The sequence below is a fragment of the Marinobacter sp. genome (genome assembly GCF_048259445.1).
In the GTDB taxonomy this organism is placed as follows: domain Bacteria; phylum Pseudomonadota; class Gammaproteobacteria; order Pseudomonadales; family Oleiphilaceae; genus Marinobacter.
In genome coordinates this window covers 38,258-60,027 of sequence record NZ_JBLXHQ010000024.1, presented here as the reverse complement: position 1 = coordinate 60,027, position 21,770 = coordinate 38,258, and the positions used below count along the sequence as shown (strand labels likewise).

At 54.9% G+C, this 21,770-nt stretch carries 20 protein-coding genes; 8 read left to right on the top strand and 12 right to left on the bottom strand.

What is annotated here, in order from left to right:
* Positions 1 to 810: DMT family transporter (locus ACN0RL_RS15775; protein WP_417518495.1), on the top strand; the 810-nt coding region annotated here is incomplete at its 5' end.
* Positions 803 to 1,081, top strand: a complete 279-nt coding sequence (locus ACN0RL_RS15770; protein ID WP_417518493.1) for a GIY-YIG nuclease family protein — start codon at positions 803 to 805, stop codon at positions 1,079 to 1,081. The genes ACN0RL_RS15775 and ACN0RL_RS15770, both read left to right, overlap by 8 nt.
* On the opposite strand, the gene ACN0RL_RS15765 is transcribed toward ACN0RL_RS15770, so the two are convergent.
* Positions 1,059 to 1,952 (bottom strand): alpha/beta hydrolase, encoded by an 894-nt coding sequence (locus ACN0RL_RS15765; RefSeq protein WP_417518491.1) that lies wholly within the window; start codon positions 1,950 to 1,952, stop codon positions 1,059 to 1,061. The genes ACN0RL_RS15770 and ACN0RL_RS15765 overlap by 23 nt on opposite strands.
* A 79-nt stretch (positions 1,953 to 2,031) precedes the next feature.
* Between ACN0RL_RS15765 and ACN0RL_RS15760 the strand changes: the two genes are divergently transcribed.
* On the top strand, positions 2,032 to 3,057 hold the full coding sequence (locus tag ACN0RL_RS15760) for an alpha/beta hydrolase (protein WP_417518489.1): 1,026 nt from the start codon (positions 2,032 to 2,034) through the stop codon (positions 3,055 to 3,057).
* Between the two features lie 57 nt (positions 3,058 to 3,114).
* Positions 3,115 to 3,771, top strand: coding sequence for an OmpA family protein (locus tag ACN0RL_RS15755; protein ID WP_417518487.1), 657 nt, complete (start codon positions 3,115 to 3,117; stop codon positions 3,769 to 3,771).
* Positions 3,772 to 3,862: 91 nt separating this feature from the next.
* On the opposite strand, the gene serA is transcribed toward ACN0RL_RS15755, so the two are convergent.
* Positions 3,863 to 5,092 (bottom strand): phosphoglycerate dehydrogenase, encoded by a 1,230-nt coding sequence (serA, locus tag ACN0RL_RS15750; protein WP_417518485.1) that lies wholly within the window; start codon positions 5,090 to 5,092, stop codon positions 3,863 to 3,865.
* A 193-nt stretch (positions 5,093 to 5,285) separates the two neighbouring features.
* Here serA and ACN0RL_RS15745 point away from each other — a divergent pair, with 193 nt between their 5' ends.
* Together ACN0RL_RS15745 and ACN0RL_RS15740 are read left to right on the top strand one after the other, a co-directional pair.
* Positions 5,286 to 6,689, top strand: coding sequence for an FAD-binding oxidoreductase (locus tag ACN0RL_RS15745; RefSeq protein ID WP_417518483.1), 1,404 nt, complete (start codon positions 5,286 to 5,288; stop codon positions 6,687 to 6,689).
* Positions 6,689 to 7,372 carry an SIR2 family NAD-dependent protein deacylase gene (locus ACN0RL_RS15740; RefSeq protein ID WP_417518481.1) on the top strand — a complete coding sequence of 228 codons (684 nt, stop codon included), beginning with the start codon at positions 6,689 to 6,691 and terminating at the stop codon, positions 7,370 to 7,372. The genes ACN0RL_RS15745 and ACN0RL_RS15740 overlap by 1 nt, the downstream gene beginning before the upstream one ends.
* 199 nt (positions 7,373 to 7,571) lie before the next feature.
* On the opposite strand, the gene ACN0RL_RS15735 is transcribed toward ACN0RL_RS15740, so the two are convergent.
* From ACN0RL_RS15735 to ACN0RL_RS15715, 5 genes are all read right to left on the bottom strand, one after another.
* Positions 7,572 to 8,882: an ABC1 kinase family protein gene (locus tag ACN0RL_RS15735; protein WP_417518479.1), complete on the bottom strand. Its 1,311-nt coding sequence runs from the start codon at positions 8,880 to 8,882 to the stop codon at positions 7,572 to 7,574.
* Between the two features lie 47 nt (positions 8,883 to 8,929).
* Entirely contained in the window at positions 8,930 to 9,592 is a 663-nt protein-coding gene (locus tag ACN0RL_RS15730; protein WP_417518477.1) for a fumarylacetoacetate hydrolase family protein, read from the bottom strand.
* A 56-nt stretch (positions 9,593 to 9,648) separates the two neighbouring features.
* Positions 9,649 to 10,191, bottom strand: coding sequence for an adenine phosphoribosyltransferase (locus ACN0RL_RS15725; protein ID WP_417518475.1), 543 nt, complete (start codon positions 10,189 to 10,191; stop codon positions 9,649 to 9,651).
* A gap of 30 nt (positions 10,192 to 10,221) precedes the next feature.
* Positions 10,222 to 11,520 (bottom strand): NCS2 family permease, encoded by a 1,299-nt coding sequence (locus ACN0RL_RS15720; protein ID WP_417518473.1) that lies wholly within the window; start codon positions 11,518 to 11,520, stop codon positions 10,222 to 10,224.
* A gap of 165 nt (positions 11,521 to 11,685) precedes the next feature.
* Positions 11,686 to 12,303 carry a trimeric intracellular cation channel family protein gene (locus tag ACN0RL_RS15715; protein WP_417518471.1) on the bottom strand — a complete coding sequence of 206 codons (618 nt, stop codon included), beginning with the start codon at positions 12,301 to 12,303 and terminating at the stop codon, positions 11,686 to 11,688.
* Positions 12,304 to 12,501: 198 nt separating this feature from the next.
* Between ACN0RL_RS15715 and ACN0RL_RS15710 the strand changes: the two genes are divergently transcribed.
* Both ACN0RL_RS15710 and ACN0RL_RS15705 read left to right on the top strand, forming a co-directional pair.
* Positions 12,502 to 13,071: a BLUF domain-containing protein gene (locus ACN0RL_RS15710; protein ID WP_417518469.1), complete on the top strand. Its 570-nt coding sequence runs from the start codon at positions 12,502 to 12,504 to the stop codon at positions 13,069 to 13,071.
* 154 nt (positions 13,072 to 13,225) lie between these two features.
* Complete coding sequence (locus ACN0RL_RS15705; RefSeq protein ID WP_417518467.1) at positions 13,226 to 14,206, top strand: NADPH:quinone oxidoreductase family protein; 981 nt, start codon at positions 13,226 to 13,228, stop codon at positions 14,204 to 14,206.
* Positions 14,207 to 14,642: 436 nt separating this feature from the next.
* On the opposite strand, the gene ACN0RL_RS15700 is transcribed toward ACN0RL_RS15705, so the two are convergent.
* From ACN0RL_RS15700 to atuD, 5 genes are all read right to left on the bottom strand, one after another.
* Entirely contained in the window at positions 14,643 to 16,466 is a 1,824-nt protein-coding gene (locus tag ACN0RL_RS15700) for a long-chain-acyl-CoA synthetase (RefSeq protein WP_417518465.1), read from the bottom strand.
* Positions 16,467 to 16,529: 63 nt separating this feature from the next.
* On the bottom strand, positions 16,530 to 17,357 hold the full coding sequence (locus ACN0RL_RS15695) for an SDR family oxidoreductase (protein ID WP_417518463.1): 828 nt from the start codon (positions 17,355 to 17,357) through the stop codon (positions 16,530 to 16,532).
* Complete coding sequence (locus tag ACN0RL_RS15690) at positions 17,354 to 19,324, bottom strand: acetyl/propionyl/methylcrotonyl-CoA carboxylase subunit alpha (protein WP_417518461.1); 1,971 nt, start codon at positions 19,322 to 19,324, stop codon at positions 17,354 to 17,356. The genes ACN0RL_RS15695 and ACN0RL_RS15690 overlap by 4 nt, the downstream gene beginning before the upstream one ends.
* A 151-nt stretch (positions 19,325 to 19,475) precedes the next feature.
* Complete coding sequence (locus ACN0RL_RS15685; protein WP_417518459.1) at positions 19,476 to 20,297, bottom strand: enoyl-CoA hydratase/isomerase family protein; 822 nt, start codon at positions 20,295 to 20,297, stop codon at positions 19,476 to 19,478.
* 152 nt (positions 20,298 to 20,449) lie between these two features.
* Positions 20,450 to 21,610, bottom strand: coding sequence for a citronellyl-CoA dehydrogenase (gene atuD / locus ACN0RL_RS15680; RefSeq protein WP_417518457.1), 1,161 nt, complete (start codon positions 21,608 to 21,610; stop codon positions 20,450 to 20,452).
* Positions 21,611 to 21,770: the final 160 nt, after the last annotated feature.

Here is a 21,770-nt window from a genome sequence, read left to right as displayed (position 1 = left end):
GCACCAGTGCAAATGCTGCTGGTTGCCTGCGCCTCGTCTGTGTTGGTTATGGGCTGCATTCTGTTGTTGCAGAAGCGTTGGCACCTGGTTTTTTCGTTGCGCAAACAGCAATACGTCCAGTCGTTTGGTATGGGGCTGATCAACCCCTGCCTGTATTATTTTCTGCTGTTCGGCGCTTTTGACCGGCTGCCTGCCCAAGAGGCGCAGCCGTTAAATTATACCTGGGCGCTGGTTTTGGCCTATCTGTCGGTACCTTTTTTGGGACACCGCCTGCGCAAGCTGGATATTATCGCCGGGCTGGTGTGTTATGCCGGTGTTGTAGTGATAGCCACGCGTGGCGCCGTTACAACTCTCAGCTTCTCAGATCCGCTGGGCGTATCACTGGCAATCGGCAGCACGCTTGTCTGGGCTTCCTACTGGATTATTGCCACCCGCGATAAGCGGGATCCTGTGGTCGGGCTGTTTCTGAATTTCCTGTTTGGCCTTCCGGTGATTGCCCTGATCTGTTGGTGGACAGAAGGCCTGGTGCTCCCGCTAACAGGCTCACTGGCGGCAGCTGTTTACGTAGGTGTGTTCGAGATGGGTATCGCTTTTGTGCTCTGGTCCTATGCTATGAAAAAGGCTGAAAACACCTCCAGAGTGAGCAATCTGATCTTCATCTCGCCTTTCATGTCTCTCGTGTTTATCTATTTTATTCTTGGAGAGCAGATTCTGCCGTCGACCTATATCGGTCTGGTGCTGATCATGGCAGGCCTCTGGTTGCAGCAGAAAAAGGTGAAGGCAAGGGCGCAGGTGTTGACTGATGGCTAGTGACTGGTTTGTTTACATGGTACGCACCGCCAGCGGGGCGCTTTACACCGGTATTAGCACAGACGTCCCCCGCCGTTTTGCTGAACACCAGGCCGGCGCACCCAAAGGCGCGCGAAGCCTGAGGGGCAAGGGCCCGCTGCAGCTGGTGTTCAGTTCGCCGGCCGGCGACCGCAGCCGGGCATCAAAGTTGGAATGGCACATCAAGCAATGGCCGCGGCAGCGCAAAGAAGCGCTGGCGCTCGGGGAGCTCAGTCTGCCAGATGCTCTCTGATGTGTTCGCCAGCGGTTTGTACGGCGGCGGTTGCTCTGTCCAGCTGACCACTGTGAACCTGGAAAACGTGCCAAAGGCTGTTAAACACCTCAAGGCGAGTTTTTACCCCGGCCTTTGTGGCTGCACTTGCGAGTCGCTCAGCATCGTTAAGCAGAATTTCCTGGCTCCCAACCTGAATCAATATCCGGGGCAAACCCTCAAGGTTGCCGAAAATCGGTGAAATCAGCGGGTTACGCAGAGATTCCTGACCGGCGTAAAGTTTCGCCGCCTTGGCTGTCCAGCGTGCTTGCAGCACCGGCTCGCATTCGGGTGAATACAGCGCTTCCTGGGTCAGATCCATCCAGGGTGAAAAAACCGTAAGGGAGGCCGGTAAGGGCTGACCGCTGTCTCGCAACCGCATGGCCAGCGCAATAGCCAGTCCGCCGCCAGCAGAGTCGCCGGCAATGGCAATTTGCCCGGGCGCAAATCCTTCATCAATCAGTGCCTGCCAGGCTGCTTCTGCATCGTCCAGTGCAGCCGGAAAAGGGTGTTCCGGAGCCAGGCGATAATCCGGTGTAACCACCATGCAGCCGCTGCTTTTGGCCAGATGCCCGGTAAGGCCTTTGTGGGTGGCGGCGGAGCCGATGATATAGCCGCCGCCATGCAGGTAAAGTACAGCGCCCCGGGAGGTCTGGCCATAGGAACTCTTTATGACTGGTATGCCTGCTAATGTAGCTGTCTGAAAACGGCAGCCGCGGGGCGGCACAGAGCTTCGGTAGGCCTGGGTTGTTAGTGTACGCTGAACCGAAACCGGTACTGCTGGATGAAGTGCCGGCCTGACCAGCCGATTCATGGTCTGGCGCAGTCCGGTTTCAAGAAGATGTTGCAACATCTGTGTTATGCCCCCGCTATGGGTTAGGATTGTGCATCTTAATTCGTATTATCTATTCATGACAGGCGTTTAACTCTACGTGTACTGGAAAACGGATACCATAGAAATACCGGACTGGAATCGCAAATCCCTGCTGGACAGGCTAGAGCCTTTTGATCCGGAAGAGCGCAGAGAGCTCAGCGAGGAGATGGTGGCGTACTGCCGGTTTTATGGTCTTGATCTCTGGGTTGAGCATCCGGATGTTGCCTACCATCAGGGCTATGTAACAGCAGACCGGCACGAAGTAATGGTGCACTATTTTCGGCTGCCTGAGCCTCGTGCAGAGCGTGGTACTGTGTTCATCCTGCACGGCTATTTTGATCATGTAGGTTTATACAGCCAGTTGATTGAGCGTTGCCTTGCAGCTGGTTTCGATGTGCTGACCTATGACCAGCCGGGCCATGGGCTATCCAGTGGCACGCCGGCTGCAATTGGCAGTTTCCTGGAGTATCAGGGGGTATTGTCAGAAGTACTGGCTCATGTCCGCGATAAAATCCGGGGGCCCTGGTTTGCGGTTGGACAGAGTACAGGGGGTGCCATACTGATTGACTACCTGTTGTCGAACCACCACTCCCGGGAAACATCGGAGTTCCGCAAAGTGGTTTTACTGGCACCGCTGGTAAGGCCCGCAGGCTGGCTTGGAGCCAAAGTGTTGCACACCCTGGTGAGGCCCTTTATTACCCGGTGGCAGCGTGTATTTGCGGCAAACAGCGGCAATACCCGCTTTTTACGCTTCCTGCGTGAGCATGATCCACTGCAGGCAAGAGCCGTTCACGTGGACTGGGTAAGTGCTTTGCGCACCTGGATACCGCACATTGAATCTGCTCGCCCTGTGGACTTCCCGGTTACTGTAGTTCAGGGCGAAAAAGACCAGACAGTAGACTGGCAGCACAATTTAAGAATTATCCGTAACAAGTTTGCTTCGGTAGAGGAAGTGAGAATCGCCGACGGTCGTCATCACCTGGTGAACGAAGCCAAGGATTTACAGGCAACCGTGTTCAATACAATTATCGATACCTTCGATCATCCAATAGCAGGCGCCCCTGAAACTCCTGATTCTCCCTGATAAGGGTGCCAGAGAGTTTAAATGCGCCTGCAAAACAATCAGCCACAGGAGAATGCTGTGAAGAAAACAATGCTTGCATTAGCAGTGACGACCATGGGCCTTGCCGGCTGTATGACCTATGACCCTTACACAGGCGAGCAGAAGACCTCGGATGCCACCAAAGGCAGCATTATCGGTGCGATCGGTGGCGCCGCAGTCGGCGCTGCAACCTCCAGTAAGAGTGACCGCGGCAAAGGCGCCCTGATCGGCGCAGCGGGTGGTGCGGCCGTTGGTGGTGGCATTGGCTATTATATGGATCGGCAAGAGGCCCAGTTGCGGCAGAAGCTGGAAGGTACCGGTGTACGTGTCGTTCGTAATGGTGACCAGATCGAGCTCATCATGCCCGGTAATATCACCTTCGACCTGAATCAGTCCTCAATCCGGGGTGGTTTCACGGATACCCTCGAGTCTGTTTCTCTGGTGCTGAAAGAATTCAACAAAACCATTATCCAGATTGAAGGCCACACAGACAGCTCGGGTTCAGACAGCTACAACCAGTTGCTCAGTGAACGTCGTGCCGGCTCAGTGCGTGACTTTCTGCTTAATCAGGGTATCGAATCCCGGCGCACACGTGCGGTGGGTTACGGTGAGCGTTACCCGGTTGCCTCCAATGACACCTCTGCAGGGCGTGAACAAAATCGTCGCGTAGAGCTGACCCTGGTTCCGATGCAGTAATCGGTCAAGTTAACGATCAGGGCTCCGGTATTACCGCCGGACATAAAAAAACCGGAGCTGCGTGCTCCGGTTTTTTTATGGCGCATGCGGCTTAGAACAGCACGCGGGCACGAATAGTGCCTTTTACCTGGAGCAGCTTCTCCAGAGCAAGTTCGCCGTAGGCTTTGTCTACATCAATCACCACGTAGCCGATGTCCTCTTTGGTCTGCAGGTACTGACCGCAAACGTTGATTCCATTTTCGGAGAATACCTGGTTGATCTCGGACATCACGCCCGGCACGTTCTCATGGATATGCAGCAGGCGGTGCTGGTTCGGATGTGAGGGCAGCGCAACTTCCGGGAAGTTCACAGAAGATACGGACGTGCCGTTGTCGCTATACATGGCCAGTTTTTCAGCCACTTCGCGCCCGATATTTTCCTGGGCTTCGATCGTGGAGCCACCGACGTGCGGAGTCAGGATCACGTTATCGAATTCCCGCAGCGGAGAAACAAACTCTTCGTTATTTGACTTGGGCTCGACAGGGAACACGTCAATCGCAGCGCCCAGCAGCTTGCCGCTTCTCAGTGAGTCGGCGAGTGCATCAATATCAACAACCGAGCCTCTTGAGGCGTTCATCAGGATAGAGCCCGGCTTCATCTGAGCCAGTTGCTCGGCCTTGAACATATATTTGGTAGACGGCGTTTCTGGTACGTGCAGGCTCACAACATCCGCGATGTTGAGCAGTTCCTGCAGGGTCCCCACCTGAGTGGCGTTGCCGATAGACAGCTTTGACACTACGTCGTAAAAATAGACGTCCATACCCAGACCTTCGGCGAGCACGCTGAACTGGGTACCGATGTTGCCGTAACCGATGATGCCCAGCTTCTTGCCACGGATCTCATAGCTGTCTTTTGCCGACTTTTGCCATTCGCCGCGGTGCGCCTTGGCGCTCTTCTCGGGAACGCCTCGAAGCAGCAGGATAGCCTGTGCGAGAACCAGTTCAGCGACACTGCGGGTGTTGGAAAACGGTGCATTGAATACTGCGATGCCGCGACGGGTCGCTGCCTGCAGGTCCACCTGATTGGTACCGATACAGAAACAACCCACGGCAACCAGCTTCTTGGCGGCCTCGAATACTTTCGCGGTCAACTGAGTGCGGGAGCGAAGGCCGACAAAGTGCGCATCGGCAATCTTCTCAATAAGATCTTCCTCGGCCAGTGAGTGACTAAGGTACTCAATGTTGGTGTAGCCAGCGGCATTCAGGGTATCCAGTGCGGACTGATGCACGCCTTCCAGCAGCAGAATGCGGATTTTGCTCTTTTCGAGAGACGTCGTTGACATGGGCTTTGTTTCCGAACCTTTCGTCGCATTGAAGTGACCTGTAACCAGTCATCATCCGGGCTGGCTCACAGAACAGGGGCGGTATGATACCATAAAAGCAACTTTTCACAGTGTGTCGGTTCGCCTGGATCAAGTGAACTGAGAACTTTGTATCCAGAGCCACCGGCCCAACCCTGACGAGACTGATGCCTTCATGAAATCCGAACAGATCATTGCTTCCCTGAAAGAGCTGGTTGCAACCGGCGAGGCGCCTGGAAAGGTACTGACTGATCCTGCTGATCTTGAAAGCTACGGCAAGGACTGGACGCGTATCTATACGCCTGATCCTGTGGCCATCGTGCTTCCGAAAACCACTGAACAGGTTCAGGCGCTGGTGAAGTTTGCGAACGAAAACCGCATTGCACTGGTTCCTTCCGGCGGCCGCACCGGCTTGAGTGCCGGGGCCGTGGCAGCCAACGGCGAAGTGGTCGTCGCATTTGACAATATGAATCAGATTCTCGATTTCAGTGCCAGCGATCGCCTCGTGCGCTGCCAGGCTGGCGTTGTGACTGAACAGCTGCAGAATTTTGCCGAAGAGAACAACCTTTACTACCCTGTCGACTTTGCGTCTGCGGGCTCCAGCCAGTTGGGTGGAAACATATCGACCAACGCCGGAGGCATCAAAGTAATCCGCTACGGCATGAGCCGCGACTGGGTGGCTGGCCTCAAAGTAGTGACCGGTAAAGGTGACATCCTTGATCTGAACAAGGATCTGGCAAAGAACAACACCGGTTACGACCTGCGCCATCTGTTCATTGGTGCTGAGGGAACGCTGGGCTTTATTACCGAAGCGACCATGAAGCTCTCCCGCCAGCCGGATAGCCTCACCGTGCTGGTGCTGGGTTTGAACGACCTTGGCAACACCATGGACGTGCTCAAAACCTTCCAGGGCGGTCTTGATCTGACTGCCTATGAGTTCTTCTCGCACCAGGCCATGGGGCATGTTCTGGCTCACGGACAAGTGCAGGCACCCTTTGAAACCGAAGCGCCTTATTATGCGCTGCTGGAGTTTGAGGCGACCTCTGACCAGGTAATGGACGACGCCATGAGCCTGTTTGAGCAGTGCATGGAAAACGGTTGGGTACTGGATGGTGTTATGAGCCAGAGCGAAACTCAGGCGCAAAACCTGTGGCAACTGCGCGAGCGCATCTCGGAATCCATTGCGCCCCGCACGCCCTATAAAAACGATATTTCCGTTGTGGTTTCCAAGGTTCCTGGGTTCCTGCAGGAAATCGATGAGCTGGTAGCTGAACACTATCCGGATTTTGAAATCATCTGGTTCGGCCACATTGGCGATGGCAACCTGCACCTCAACATCCTCAAACCGGAAGACATGGCAAAAGAAGACTTCTTCGAAAAGTGCCAGCAGGTTAACAAGTGGGTGTTCGAAATCGTCGAAAAATATCAGGGCAGCGTGTCCGCCGAACATGGCGTCGGCATGACCAAAAAGCCCTACTTGCAATATACCCGCAGCGAGGCGGAAATTGCTTACCTGAGAGGAATCAAACAAGTATTTGATCCCAACGGCATCATCAACCCCGGAAAGATCTTCGACTAATGCAACGGCACATCGTAGTACTCACCGGCGCTGGCATCAGCGCCGAAAGTGGCCTCTCTACCTTCCGTGACAACGGCGGTCTCTGGGAGCAACACAGTGTGTACGACGTTGCCACTCCCGAAGCTTTCGCCCGCAATCAGGAACTGGTGCTACGCTTCTACAACGAACGCCGACGCCAACTCGCCACCGCCCAGCCAAACCGCGCCCACAAACTGCTGGGTGAACTGGAAAAGTACCATCGGGTAACCATCGTCACCCAGAACGTAGACGACCTGCACGAACGCGGCGGCTCCAGCCGAGTTATCCACCTCCACGGCGAACTCACCAAAGCCCGCAGCTCGGTCAACCCTCAACTGGTTTATGACATAGGTTACCGTGACATAAAGTTGGGCGAACACTGCGAACTCGGCCAGCAACTGCGCCCCCACATAGTCTGGTTCGGCGAAGAAGTTCCCATGTTAGAGGCAGCGGCAGACATAGTCCGCACTGCAGACGACCTGCTGATCGTCGGCACCTCGCTACAAGTCTATCCCGCTGCCGGTCTGGTGCATGAGGTGGAGAGAGACGTACCGATTACTGTGGTAGACCCGGGTGAAACAGCAGGTGTTTCCCGCGCAAGGGTTATCAGAAAAGGCGCAGGAGAGGGCGTTGCCGAGTGGATAGCAAATTTCCTGGCAAGATAGGCAGCGGTGGCTGGTAGCTTTCAAAAAACTGTGCGGAGCTTTTCAGGGCGGAAAACTCAATTACACGACAGGCCTTTGCGGGATACGTCTTCCAAAACTGTGCGGAGCCATGGATGGCGGAGCCAAGCGTACACGGACGTATTCACAGCGTGTTTTGGGAACCGCATCCCGCCAAGGCCGTCAGCGCCTAAACCACGAATCAGGGCGACTCAGCAAGATACCGACGAAGCTCCTCACCAAAAGCAGCCTGAACCCCCAGCCGCTTCAGCATCCAATAGTGACCTGCAATCATCCGGTCAATAAAAATGCTCTCAACCGGCGGCTTGAACGAATCCAGATACTTGAACACTGTGCTTGTCTTCGCCGCCACATCCTTGTGAATACTCGACTCCCCAAAATCATAAGGCTGCTCGGAATTAAACGGCACCACGAGAATATCCCGCCACATGGCGTAGTAGGCCTCATCAATAGCTGGCTGGCTTCCAACCCGCGCACCCAAGTCAATCAGATACGCATCCAGCGCCTTATAGTCCTGTTCCAGCGCCGCCGTAACAGCATTGCGATAAGCCTCAACAATCTCCGGCTTAAGTTTTTTAACACAGCCGAAATCGTACATCACAATGCTGCCATCCGGCCGATATGCAAAGTTGCCCGCGTGAGGATCGCCGTGAATGCATTGAAACCGGAACAGCTGATCCGCCATGGTCGTGAACATACGATGACCGATCAGATTAATCGTCGCCTGATCGTAGTGCTCCGGCGTCACCTCGCTCACATGATCGCCTTCCTCCAGCACCAGGGTAAGCACATGGCGGGTAGAATGGCCGGGGATCACGGAGGGGATAACCACCCAGGGATCGTTTTCGTGAAACTCCCGGAACAGTTCGATGTTGCGGGCTTCGTTCTCGTAATCCAGCTCTTCCCGCAGGCGTTCGCGAATCTCCGTGAACAGTTGGTCGACAGACTCTTTGGGCATTTTCAGCAGGCCGCCAAGCTTCAAAGCCAGGCGTAACTGTTTCAGGTCGGAATCGCAGGACTCATCAACGCCTGGATACTGCACCTTTATGATCACATCGGTACCGTCATGTAACCGCGCGCGGTGTACCTGACCGATTGATGCAGCAGCGTATGGCGTCTCCTGCAGGTATTCAAACAGCTCACCTACCGGTTTGCCCAGCTCGGTCTCTATCTGCTCAAGAATAATCTCGAAGGGCATGGGTGGCGCTTCTTTTTGCAACTTCTGAAGCGCATCCGAAAATTCCCTGGGCAGGAAATCCTGAGTCTGGGAAGCAATCTGGCCTACCTTCATGGCTGCACCTTTCATTTCACCGAGGGTGTCGGTTATGCGGTTTGCCATGCGGGTATAGCTTTCACTGCGAGCGCCGTCGTCGTTTTCGCTGCTGAACAGGCTACGGGCTTTTTGCCCGGCATACTGCCCAGCCACCGAGGCAGTCATGCCGGCAAGCTTGAAGAAACGACCACTGCGTGAGGTAACCGGTTTTTTTGCCATGCCTGACTATACGTTCCTTGCGGAAAGAAAGATTGTGTCAGCCCAAGTTAAACCACTTTGGTTGAGACAAACAACTTATCCTCCAGTTGCAGTGCCAGAGTTTGCCCTGCGTGCAGTGGGCCAACGCCCTTCGGGGTGCCGGTGATTACAACATCGCCGGGCAGTAACGTGAAATGGCTGCTTATATGGGCCAAAAGAGGAATGACTGGAAAGAGCATATCCCGGGTGTCGCCGCTTTGCTGGCGCTGCCCATCGATATCCAGGCTGAAAGTGATGTGATCGTTGGCAAAGTGCTCAGCAGCCACAAACGGAGACAGTGGACAGGCACCATCAAAAGCTTTGGCTCTTTCCCAGGGGTGTCCCTTTTCTTTCAGTTGGCTTTGCAGGTCCCGAAGGGTCAGATCGAGTGCCAGGCCGTAGCCGAGAATGGCCGCCCCGGCTTCGCTGACAGACGCGTTGGTGAGTGGTTTCCCTATCAGCACAGCCAGTTCGGTTTCGTAGTGCACTTGGCCATGATTGGCCGGAAAACACAGAGGGCGTGTCACATGGGTGGCCGAGGTGGCCGGTTTGATGAACAGCAGGGGTTCGGCCGGCACCGGGTTGTTGAGCTCTTTCGCATGCTCAGCGTAGTTCCGGCCAATGCAGACGATTTTCCCCAGTGGCAGATGCACCGGCGTGCCATCTTTCCAGTGGTGCTGATAATGATCCATAACGCCCTCCTAATGCTCCATCTGTGCTTCGAGTATTACCTCGCTGGGCGAAGCCGTTATTCGCCCTCAAAAGAACATACAGTATAGACCTTCAGCCCCTCTTCCTGCAGTTTGGCTGACCCGCCAAGGTCGGGAAGGTCAATCATCGCTGCGACTTCCACAATTTCGGCGCCAATACGTCGAATCAAGCGACTGGCGGCCAGCATGGTGCCACCTGTGGCGATCAGGTCGTCAACCAGTATCACTTTGTCGCCGGGCTTGAACGCATCCTGGTGCAGCTCCACCGATGCGGTTCCGTATTCCAGTTCGTAGTCTTCCACCAGGGTATCGAACGGTAACTTGCCTTTTTTGCGTACAAGTACCAGAGAGGCATTGAGCTCATAAGCCAGGGCCGAGCCAATGATGAATCCCCGGGCATCCACCGCTGCCACAGCATCAATATCGTGGCCGTGGTAGCGATGAACGAAGGCATCTATCAGCTTCCGGAAGGCAGTCTTATCCTGCAGAACTGTGGTGATATCCCGGAATGCAACGCCGGGCTTGGGCCAGTCCGGAACGGTGCGGATGGCTTGCTTGATGCTTTGAGAAAAGTAATCCATAAAAAATCAGGCTCTCATTCCGGGTGCAGTTTAACCTGCGTCCAGAAACATGAATTTCAGTATGAAAACGATGGCGATCACCACAACGCTCACATTCAGATCTGTCCAGCGCCCGCTCAGAGCCTTGATCACAGCATAAGTGATAAAGCCCAGCGCAATGCCGTTAGCGATCGAGAACGTAAGGGGCATCATCAGCGCCGTTACGACAGCTGGAGCAGCTTCTGTAATATCGTCCCAGTCTATCAGCTTCAGGCCGCTGGCCATCAACACCGCAACATACAGCAGCGCGGGTGCCGTAGCATAGGCGGGGATAATGCTGGCGATGGGTGAAAGCAACAGGCATGCAAGGAACAGCAAAGCTACAACCACAGAGGTCAGGCCAGTGCGCCCACCGGCAGAAATGCCCGCCGTGGATTCAATGTAACTGGTAGTGGTAGAGGTGCCGAGAGCAGCGCCAGACATAGTCGCTACAGAGTCCGACATCAGGGCTCGGCCAAGGCGGGGCAGCTTGCCGTCTTTGTCCAGCAGGCCGCCGCGCTGGGCCGCACCGATCAGCGTGCCTGAAGTATCGAACAGATCCACAAAAAGAAACGCGAATACAATGCTGATCATGCCAACATTCAGGGCGCCGGCGATATCCAGTTGCATAAAGGTAGGTGCCAGGCTTGGTGGTGCAGACACGAATCCGTTGTATTCAACCATGCCCAGCATCATCGCAATCACGGTCACTGCAATAATGCCGATCATAACGGCACCGGTTATGCGGCGGAATGACAAGGCACAAATCAGGACAAAACCGCCAAAGAACAGCAGGCTCTCGGCAGATTTCAGTTCACCGAGGCCAACCAGTGTGGCGGGGTTGTCCACTACAATGCCGGCATTTTTCAGCGCAATCAGTGCAAGGAAGAAACCGATACCGGCAGAAATCCCGAAGCGCAGGGACATGGGAATGCTGTTTATGATCCATTCCCGGATTTTGAAAATGCTCAGCAGGAAGAAGATCAGGCCTGAAAGGAAGACTGCACCAAGCGCAACCTGCCAGCTGTATCCGAGACTGCCCACAACGGTGAATGAGAAAAAGGCGTTCAGGCCCATGCCCGGGGCAAGAGCAATCGGATAGTTGGCCCAGAGGCCCATAATCAAAGTGCCGATCGTAGCTGCCAGACAGGTAGCAACGAAGACCGCTCCGAAGTCCATGCCAGTGGAAGACAGGATGCTTGGGTTGACCACGATAATGTATGCCATGGTCAGGAAGGTGGTGATGCCCGCAACCAGTTCTTTACGAACATCGGTGCCGTGGGCCTGGAGTTGGAACAGTCGTTCGAGCATGACGGGTGTCTGCCTCTCAGGATGCCAGAGTGTGGAGTTTGGGGGTCTGTCGTTAAGTTAAAAAATCAAGCTGGATAAGCTGTTTGAAAAAGAGTTGCGTGAAAAAATGGTAATCTTACTGGTTGAGGGCTCCAAGTCCAAGAGATGAATGAAGTCTCAGCGCCATCAGTGTTGGGTCGGATCGCGTTGCAAGCGGATATCGAAGCGCACTGCTGCCATTCGTACGATAACAATAAAAAGCAAACCAATCGTCAGCGACAATGCTTCGCTTTGCAGAGCCCACTGACACAGGAAATAGAGCCAGCACCCCGCGAATGAAATCGAAGCATAGATCTGGTCCTTGCGGAAAATAAAGGGCACTTCGTTACAGAGGGTGTCTCGCAGAGCCCCCCCAAATGTGCCGGTCATTACGCCGAGCAACGAGGCGATAAACCACGAATGGCCCAGATCGAGTGCAAGTTGTGCCCCCAGTATCGAAAAGGTACCCAGCCCGATGGCGTCCGGGAACACAATCCAGGATTCGCGAATACGCTCTGAGCGTTTCCAGTAACTGAATACGATCGCCATTGCGAGAATGAGGATGGGTTGTTCTTCGTGCTTGATCCAGTAAACCGGGTGATTCGACATGATCAGATCGCGCAGTGTTCCGCCGCCGAGGGCGGTAATAAACGCGATGGTAAAAACGCCGACGGGATCCATATTTTTGGAACGGGCAACCACCATGCCCGATATCGCGAAGGCGATAATTCCAATCATTTCAAGCGAATAAATAACGTCGAACATATTCAACCCGGAAAGGAAGAAGGGTGGAGTCTGAGCGGCTCGAATCAGAAGCGAGAAGGATAGCGGAAAACCGCGTTCAATTCATCTCGGATAGCAGCGCTGCGTGCCTGTCTGCTCCGGCCTCTATGATCCATAACGACTGGCCTAAGCGTAATTGCATATCAACTCGTTACTAAACTTACATCCGGAGTTTCTGACATGCCCCTTATGCGTTTGGCCTATGCCAGTGAAGCCACCTTCGAACCGAAACCGGTCGATCAGGGTGTTGAGCCGCACGTTGCCAGAATTCTCATGACTTCACGCAGGAACAATGGCAGGAGCGATCTTATGGGTGGCCTCTATTATGGGGACAACCGGTTTTTTCAGTATCTGGAGGGAGACGAAGAGAGCGTCCTTAAAACCTATGAACGCATCAAGGGTGATGAAAGGCATCGTAACCTGACCAAGCTGATTGAAGAGCCACTTGAAAAGAGGACTTTCAGCAATTGGTCCATGAAGTACGTGCCGCTCTCATCCGACGTTCGCCGCTTTCTGGCATCCCATAACCTCGATAGCTTTGATCCGGCGTCATTCACCGCCGTGCAATGCGAAGAAATGATTGGGCTGATCCGCAGTTCCAGTCAAAGCCAGAAATTGGTTGGTTACGACGATGAGTCGGTGGAAGCTCCGAAAAAGGCGCAGGTTTATACCCCGGCCATACGCATGGGATTGTTCGTTGCCGCAGCCTGCCTCTTGGGCGCGTTGGTTTTTGCCGGCACAATGCTCTGATTAGTATCGTAGGCTAATAAGCACTGTTTATTGATTTGAATAAGAGAGATTTATTTGCTTCATGGGGCGACTCTGTTTAGCTTGATGGCAATCAAGAACGTGCAAATTCCTTGTTCTGTCAAAAGCAAACAACAACATCGTTACAGGAGTCTCCGTGAAAGCCATACTCTGTAAAGAATACGGTCCTGCTGAAAAGCTCGTCATTGAAGATGTGCCGAGCCCTGAAGCAAAAGGCCGCGGCGTTAAAGTTCGTGTAAAAGCGGCGGGCCTGAACTTTCCTGATACGTTGATTATAGAAGGCAAATATCAGCTCAAACCGACGATGCCATTCTCCCCGGGCGGCGAAATGTCCGGTGAAGTCATCGCGGTGGGCGACAAGGTAACCCGCTTCAAAATTAGCGACCGGGTTGCGGGCCTGACCGGCTACGGAGCGTTTGCTGAAGAAGTAATTGTGCCCGAGCACAACCTGCTGCCGATTCCGGAAGGCATGAGCGACGAAAAAGCAGCCGCGTTTACGATGGTTTACGGCACTTCGTACTATGCCCTCAAGCAGCGTGCAAACATCCAGCCAGGCGAAAGCCTTCTGGTGTTGGGTGCAAGTGGTGGCGTTGGCCTGGCAACAGTTGAGCTGGGTAAGGCTATGGGGGCCCGCGTTATCGCCGCAGCCAGTTCAGCGGAGAAGCTGGAGGTTGCAAAAGCCGCTGGTGCGGATGAACTGATCAACTACACCGAAGAGCCCCTGAAAGACGCTGTAAAGCGCCTGACCAGCAGCAAAGGCGTGGATGTGGTTTACGACCCGGTAGGTGGCGATTTCACCGAGCAGGCACTGCGAGCCATGGCCTGGAACGGCCGCCATCTGATTGTTGGCTTCGCTGCGGGCGATATCCCCAAAATCCCGGCGAACCTGACGCTGTTGAAAGGCTGTTCTGTTGTGGGTGTATTCTGGGGCAGCTTCACCCAGCGTGAGCCGGAGGCGAGTGCTCAAAATATGATGGAGCTGATGAAGCTCTATGCTGAGGGCAAGATTGATCCGCAGGTTAGCGAGGTTTTCGAATTTGAGGATTACGCGAAGGCTCTGGGAGCTCTGACTGAGCGGCGTGCTACAGGGAAGGTGGTGCTCAAGGTTGGTTCGTGAGTTGCCTGCTGACTGTAGCCTGATGGTTGGGTTGCAAAGCCGTGGCTGACAGGCCTCCCCAAAAACCGCTACGAGCACATCCATGTGCGCTTGTTTCCGGCCGTCCCTGGCCTCCAACATTTTTGGGGAGGCCTGTCAGCCACGGCTTTTTAGCTTCTCAGATATGTCCGGACTTAAATTATTCCGGGTTGTGAGCTTCAATGCATTGCTTATGCCGAGCGTTTACGCAGTTCTGGTATCTTGGTTTTTTGTTGCAGGCGAGTGGATGAGTTTGGTCGCGTTGATGGGAGCCCCCTCCCAAAAATGTCTGCGGCCATGGATGGCCGCAGTCAAGCGCACATGGATGTGCTCGTAGCGGTTTTTGGGAGGGGGCTCCCATCAACGCAGTCTCCAGATGTATGCAGGCTAGAGCCGAAAACAGCGGGCCTCACCAGAGTCAGAAGTTAAACTGCCCAGCATCAATATCCGAAACCAGCTCCGGAGTTAGCAGTGAGTAGCCCTCTGTTTTTGGCAGCCACGCATAAACCTCCTCATTTGGTCGCTCCAGAGCGTAACCAGCTTTCTGGATATCCACTTTGCGATACTTGAAGGTTCCCGTTTTCTCGATGGAGTGGGTAACACGCACAAACACCGGCACTGCATAAGCTGGCAGGTTATCCCGCAAGTAGGTCAGCAGCTTGTTGATGTCGAAGTTACGTTTGTTCGGCACCAGCGTCACCATGCCGGCTTTTCCGTTGGTTTTTGGAATCTCGACGCCGTAGACGATGGCTTCTTCGATCATTCCGGAACCATCGATGATGTTTTCGATCTCGTTGGTTGAAACGTTCTCGCCTTTCCAGCGGTAGGTGTCCCCCATTCGATCCACGAACTGCAAATGGCGACAGCCGATTTCTCTCAAGACATCGCCTGTGTTGAACCAGGCGTCTCCCTTCTTGAAGGCGTCGCGCAGGATGGATTTTTCCGTGGCTTCTTTTTGGGTATAGCCCTCGAACGACCACTTTTTCGTAATTTCGCCGATCAGCAGCCCCGGTGTGCCCTTGGCCACTTCCTGCATCACGCCCTTTTCGTTCCGAACCGGATCACGAGTGCCGTCGTGGAATTTCACCAGTTTGTAAGGTGCCGTAGACAGGCCGACGGTATTGTTCTGATTGAAAAAGTTGCTGAAGCCGATGTTGCCTTCGCTGGATGCATAAAGCTCCGCGATAGTTTCAATACCGAAACGATCCTTGAACTCTTTCCAGATGGAGGGGCGTAAGCCGTTGCCAAGCATTCTGGTCGCGCGGTGGTTGCGGTCCTGATCGCTTGGCGGCTGGTTGAGCAAGTAACGGCAAAGCTCGCCGATATAGCCGAAAACCGTGGCATCGTAGCGGCGTACATCGTCCCAGAAAGCGCTGGCGGAGAATTTGCGCCGCAGAGCAAAGGCGGAACCGCCGGCCAGAACCGAGCCCCAGCAAACGACAAGGCCTGTGCCGTGGTAAAGCGGCAGGGTGCAGTAAAAGACGTCTTCCGGTTTCATCGAAAGCGACATCAGGCCAAAGCCGCCGTAGGCTTTCAGGAACTTGTTGTGAGATCCGGGGGCAGCCTTCGGCAAACCGGTTGTGCCGGAGGTGAACAGGTAAATCGCAGTATCTCCTGTTCTGGGCGGGTCGCTCAGAACGGGGTTGTCACTGTTAAAGGTGCTGACCTCCTGCGCCATATTGGCATAGCCGGAGGGTGCGTCGCCGAAGGCGTTCAGGGTGTTGGTATCGGCGAGAAACAAAAAAGGCGTGGGGTGGTTGAGCTCAAGGCTTGCTTTTATATCGTCAAATGTCGTTACCAGCTCTTCACCAACCACGACCATTTTCGGCTTGACCAGGCTGGCGCTGTGTTCCAGCACTTTGCCTTTCTGCGATGTATTCAGCATGGCGCAGGCAACGCCGACCTTGGCGGCGCCCGCAACCACTGCCAAAACTTCCGGGCGGTTTTCCAGGAAGACGGCGATGGAATCGCCTTTTTTCAGTCCCTGAGCTTGAAAATAACCGGCGATGCGGTTCGACCAGGCGTTGAAATCGCCCCAGGTGATACTGCGATCTTCAAATAGAATCGCCGGCCTTTCGCCATGCTTTTCTGCGTTGTTCTCGATGAGTGTTCCGAGGGTGATGGTTTTACGCGCATCCTTGACCGAGTAGTAATAATAGCCTTTGGCAATCGCCGGGAAGCGTTTGAGTATTCCCGGCAGGCTGCGCACGATATCCATCGCAGTAACGTTATCTTGGCTCATGGTCTTTCCGTAAGTATTTTTATAATAGTTGAATCAGGGCCCCGGAATGATCTCACCGTGAGGCTAGTCCAGGTAAAGGTCTGGCAACAGGGGTTTGTCACCGGCTTTGTATCGGTAACTTTCGAAGTCGGTCAGGCCGTCCGCGCGGAGTACGTCTTCATCAATCAGGTTCTGGCCAGTCATCTCGTCGACGGACCGGTTCAGGATGCTTACGGTCGCGTCGGCCATGATGTCGGGTTTCCGACCCTGTGCCATTAGCTGTTCGCCTCCGGCTTCATGCTGAATCGCTGCAGTCGCAATGACGGTTTTAGGCCACAAGGTATTCACCGCGATGCCGTAACGTTTGAACTCCTGAGCCATGCCGATGCTGATCATGGTCATGGCGTATTTCGTGGAGGTGTAAGGCCCGAAGTGCGCAAACCATTTCGGGTCCATATTCAGTGGCGGCGACATGCTCAGGATGTGGCCCCGCTCGGATTGTTTGAGCCAGGGTAAGGCCGCCTGACTGCAGGCCATCACTGCTCGGGCGTTTACCTGATGCAGGAGGTCGAAGCGGCTGACCTTCAATTTCTCTACACCGGCCAGGCGAATGGCGCCGGCGTTGTTGATCAGGGCGTCAATGCCGCCAAAGTGCGCGGCTGCTTCATCAATGCGTTGTTTGATCTGTTCTTCGTCGCGCACATCGAGTACCAAAGGCAGCGCCTGACCTCCTGCGGCACGAACTTCCTCAGCGACCGTGTGAATGGTGCCGGGAAGCTTTGGGTGCGGAGTGTCCGACTTTGCGGCGATAACAACATACGCGCCTTGACGGGCACAGGCGAGAGCAATCTGACGGCCGATACCTCGGCTGGCGCCGGTAATAAATACGGTTTTCTTGTTCAAGGTATTCATTTATTGCTCTCCTGTTCAGATGCTTCGCCGGTAGTGATCTCTACAAGCAACTGGCTGCGCTTCACCTGATCGCCCTTGCTGGTCAGAACCTGCGCAACAGCGCCATCACAGTCGGCTTTTACCGGGTGCTCCATTTTCATGGCTTCTAATATGACGAGTGTGTCCCCTTGGCTAACTGTCTGTCCGGGCTCTACCAGAACGTCAATAATGGCACCGTCCATTGAGGCCTGAATGCGCCCGCTGCCGGCGCCATTGGCTCCTGCAGCCGGCTGGTGAGTAAGGTCAGTGACCGACCATGACTCCCCGAAAGCCTGCAAATATAGGGAATCTCCGTTGCGGTGATATTGGCAACGTTGACGAATGCCGTTGTCGATAATGCATAAAACACCGTCCTGCACGCTGGTAATCGTCAGCTCATGTTGCTCGTTACCCAGGCGACAGGAAAGTTTGTTGCCACTGCTTTGCACTAGCAATTCAACAACGGCGTCGCCGGTGTCGAGTTTTATCGGTGTGTTGGTAGCCGGTGCGTTGCTCCAGGCTTCCTGGCCAGCACTGCCATGGGCCAGTACGCAGGCTGCAAGAGCGAGCTGGCGGATTTGCAGTTTGGCTCGCTGCAGTGATGGGTCTTCGCTGAAGGCCTGCTGCAGGAATGCCGTGGTGGCCTCGCCGGCACCAAAGGTGCTGTCAGCGATAATGCGGCTCAGGAAATACCGGTTTGTTGTGACGCCAAAAACCGTGGTGTCTTCCAGCGCACGGATCAGGCGACGGCGGGCTTCATCCCGATTTTCGCCCCAGGCGATGACCTTCGCGAGCATGGGATCGTAGTGTGGTGTTACTTCGTCGCCGGAGCGCACGCCGGTGTCATAGCGCAGGCCTTCGCCTTCGGCTGGCTGGAAGACATACAGGGGCCCGGTTTGGGGCGTGAAACCGTCTGATGGGTCTTCAGCGTATAATCGGACTTCGATTGCGTGGCCGTTCAATTCAATTTCATTCTGAGCCAGAGCCAGTGGCAGACCTTCGGCAACGGTGAGCTGCCAGGCCACCAGATCCTGCCCGGTGATCAGTTCGGTAACCGGGTGTTCTACCTGCAGGCGCGTGTTCATTTCCAGAAAGTAGAAGTTGCGATCCTTGTCGACGAGGAATTCGACGGTGCCAGCGCCTTCGTAGTTGCAGGCCAGTGCAGCTTTTACGGCAGCTTCGCCCATGGCGGCCCGAAGTTCTGGCGTCACGAAAGGTGAGGGTGCTTCTTCAACCACTTTCTGGTGGCGCCGTTGTACGGAACAGTCTCGCTCACCAAGGTAAACGGCATTGCCGTGCTGATCGGCGAAAACCTGAATTTCCACGTGACGCGGTTCAATCACAGCCCTTTCGAGAATCAGCTCGTCGTCACCGAAGGCCTGTTTGGATTCCGAGCGGGCGCGCTTGATGTTGTCGGCCAGCCCGGATTCATCATGTACCAGGCGCATGCCGCGGCCACCGCCACCGGCGGAGGCCTTGATCATCAATGGATAGCCGATGTCAGCCGCGGCGGCAATGAGTTCTTCGTTGCTGGCGTTATCGCCTTCGTATCCGGGCACAACGGGTACTCCGGCTTTTTGCATGGCGATTTTCGAGCGCCGCTTGCTACCCATGAGTTCGATGGCGCTGGCTGGTGGGCCGACGAATACGATGCCGGCTTCTTTGCAGGCATTGGAGAAGCTGGCGTTTTCGGAGAGGAAACCGTAACCGGGGTGGATGCAATCTGCTCCGGTTTTGCGGGCAGCATCGAGTATGGCATCTGCGTTCAGATACGACGCCGCCACTTGCGCTGGGCCTATGCAAACGGCTTCATCGGCCAGTTCGGTATGCATGGCGTTGGCGTCTGCCTCGGAGTAGACGGCGACGGTGCGGTATCCGAGGGCTTTGGCGGTGCGAATGACGCGGACTGCAATTTCGCCTCGGTTTGCTATTAGTAATTTTTTTAGCATGTTGCTGGTCTCTTTATTTCGTGCCAGTCCGCGCTTGGCTGTGGGGGTGTTTTCAGAAAACCGCTACGAGCACATCCATGTGCGCTTGTTTCGGGCCATCCATGGCCCTCTACATTTTCTGAAAACACCCCCACACCCAAGCGCTCCGTCATCATTTGTTCGTGTCTGCCCAAGCTGGTGCACGTTTTTGCATAAAAGCCATGGTGCCTTCAGCTCCTTCGCTGCCTCGAACGGCGGCTGTGAACATTTCGGCTGCGCTGTCGAGTAATCCGCTCATGGATTCATGGCCAACCCGGTGGAGCAGGGCTTTGGTTTGTGCTGTGGCGTTTGGCGCGCAGTGGCGAACGCGTTCCAGAGCATGTGCCAGCATGTCTTCCAGCTCTGTATCTGATGCGGCAGCCTGGTGAACGATGCCGAGTGCACAGGCTTCTTCCGCACCGATTCTTAATCCGAGAAGCGCAAGCCGGCGCGCCTGGGTCAGGCCGATGCGTTCAACTACAAACGGTGCGATCTGGGCCGGGATGATTCCGAGGGAGGTTTCCGGCATGCCGAACCTGGCTGTTGGGCCGGCAATGGCAACGTCGGATACGCAGGCCAGGCCAAAGCCACCACCCATTACGGCACCTTCGGTTATGGCGATGACAACTTTCGAGGATTCGTTTACCTGCTGGATCATCTGTCCGAAGGCGCGGTTGAGGCGGTAAAACGGGTCTTTTTCGCCTTCAACCGTTTTCTGGTTGCGGGCCCCGGCCATATCTTTGATATCACCGCCGGCACAGAAGTGACCGCCTGAACCCCGGATAACCACTGCGCGTATGCTGGAATCCGATTCCACTTCGGTAAAGATTGTGGACAGCTCCGCCACCATTTGCAGGCTCATGGCATTACGGGAGTCTGGCCGGTTGATTGTGACGTGCAGGGCTGGCCCCTGTTTTTCCAGAAGCAGTGTTTCGCAGTGAGGCAAGGTTTCCATCGGTAGACTCCACGAACATTATTTGGGGCCTATAGCCCGGTTGAACTCTTCAGGACCGTTGAGGGCCAAGGATGGCCCGATCGAGCCCTACATGGACGTACTCGCGGGCGTGTCCTGCAGAGTTCAACCGTGCTATCGGTCTTACACTGATCTCAGTCTTTGCGCTTGCCCGGCAAAGTTCCCATAAGCTTGCAAATGATCCCTAGCATGATTTCATCGGCACCGCCGCCAATGGAGACCAACCGGACATCACGGAATGCGCGGGATGCGGGGTTGTCCCACATAAACCCGTTGCCGCCCCAGTATTGCAGGCAGCTGTCTGTAACCTCGCGGCCCAGGCGACCGGCTTTCAGCTTGGCCATGGAAGCGAGTTTGGTGACGTCCTTGCCTTCAATGTGCAGTTCGCAGGCCTGATAGGTCAAAGCGCGCAGGGCTTCTACTTCGGTTTGCAGTTCGGCCAGGCGGAAGTGGATCACCTGGTTGTCGATCAGTGGTGTGCCGAAGGTCTTGCGCTCGCGGCAATACTCAATGGTCTGGTCGATACAGTTTTCCAGCGCCTTGATGACGTTGGCGGCACCCCACAACCGCTCTTCCTGAAACTGCAGCATCTGCATCATAAAGCCGGTGCCCTCGGCGCCGATGCGGTAGCGCTGGGGTACGCGAACGTCGTCAAAGAAGATCTGGGCGGTTTCGGAGGAGCGCATGCCCAACTTGTTCAGGTGTGGGCTCATGGTGATGCCCGGGGAATTCATGGGAACCACGATCAATGATTTGTTTTTGTGCGGTTTGTCGTCACTGGTGTTGGCCAGCAGGCAGATAAAGTCGGCCTGTGGGCTGTTGGTGATCCACATTTTGGAGCCGTTGATGATGTAGTCATCGCCATCTTTTTTGGCGCTGGTTTTCAGCCCTGCCACATCGGAACCTGCACCGACCTCACTCACGCCAATGCAGCCGACCATGTCACCAGCAATAGCCGGGGCCAGGAAGGTGCGTTTCAGTTCGTCAGAGCCAAAACGGGAGATGGCGGGTGTGCACATGTCGGTTTGCACACCAATGGCCAGAGGTACACCGCCACACTGGGCCATGCCCAGTTCTTCAGCCGCTACGAGGTTGTAGCTGTAATCCAGCCCCATCCCGCCGTACTCTTCGGGCTTCTGGATGCCCAAAATTCCAAGGTTACCCAATTTCTTGAACAGTTCGTGAATGGGGAACTGGCCGGCTTCTTCCCATTCATCGCAATGGGGATTAATTTCTTTCTGCACGAAATCGCGGACGGTTTTTCTCAGGGCTTCGTGTTCGGCTGTGAATTTCACTTTTTGTTCTCCTGCTGTTTGTCTAGTTCGTGCTTTCTTTGTTTTGGTGCATGTTCGTTAGCTTAGGGTCGCGAGTGTGGGGCTGGGCGTTCAGAAAACCGCTACGAGCACGTCCGTGTGCGCTTGACTCCGGCCATCCATGGCCCTCTACATTTTCTGA

Coding starts and splice junctions, on each gene's coding strand:
- ACN0RL_RS15700 (WP_417518465.1), bottom strand. CDS start 16,466: ATGAGCCAAGATAACGTTACTGCGATGGATATCGTGCGCAGCCTGCCG.
- ACN0RL_RS15695 (WP_417518463.1), bottom strand. CDS start 17,357: ATGAATACCTTGAACAAGAAAACCGTATTTATTACCGGCGCCAGCCGA.
- ACN0RL_RS15685 (WP_417518459.1), bottom strand. CDS start 20,297: ATGGAAACCTTGCCTCACTGCGAAACACTGCTTCTGGAAAAACAGGGG.
- ACN0RL_RS15715 (WP_417518471.1), bottom strand. CDS start 12,303: ATGTTCGACGTTATTTATTCGCTTGAAATGATTGGAATTATCGCCTTC.
- ACN0RL_RS15730 (WP_417518477.1), bottom strand. CDS start 9,592: ATGGATCATTATCAGCACCACTGGAAAGATGGCACGCCGGTGCATCTG.
- ACN0RL_RS15690 (WP_417518461.1), bottom strand. CDS start 19,324: ATGCTAAAAAAATTACTAATAGCAAACCGAGGCGAAATTGCAGTCCGC.
- ACN0RL_RS15740 (WP_417518481.1), top strand. CDS start 6,689: ATGCAACGGCACATCGTAGTACTCACCGGCGCTGGCATCAGCGCCGAA.
- ACN0RL_RS15735 (WP_417518479.1), bottom strand. CDS start 8,882: ATGGCAAAAAAACCGGTTACCTCACGCAGTGGTCGTTTCTTCAAGCTT.
- ACN0RL_RS15710 (WP_417518469.1), top strand. CDS start 12,502: ATGCCCCTTATGCGTTTGGCCTATGCCAGTGAAGCCACCTTCGAACCG.
- ACN0RL_RS15745 (WP_417518483.1), top strand. CDS start 5,286: ATGAAATCCGAACAGATCATTGCTTCCCTGAAAGAGCTGGTTGCAACC.
- ACN0RL_RS15720 (WP_417518473.1), bottom strand. CDS start 11,520: ATGCTCGAACGACTGTTCCAACTCCAGGCCCACGGCACCGATGTTCGT.
- ACN0RL_RS15765 (WP_417518491.1), bottom strand. CDS start 1,952: ATGTTGCAACATCTTCTTGAAACCGGACTGCGCCAGACCATGAATCGG.
- serA (WP_417518485.1), bottom strand. CDS start 5,092: ATGTCAACGACGTCTCTCGAAAAGAGCAAAATCCGCATTCTGCTGCTG.
- ACN0RL_RS15770 (WP_417518493.1), top strand. CDS start 803: ATGGCTAGTGACTGGTTTGTTTACATGGTACGCACCGCCAGCGGGGCG.
- ACN0RL_RS15725 (WP_417518475.1), bottom strand. CDS start 10,191: ATGGATTACTTTTCTCAAAGCATCAAGCAAGCCATCCGCACCGTTCCG.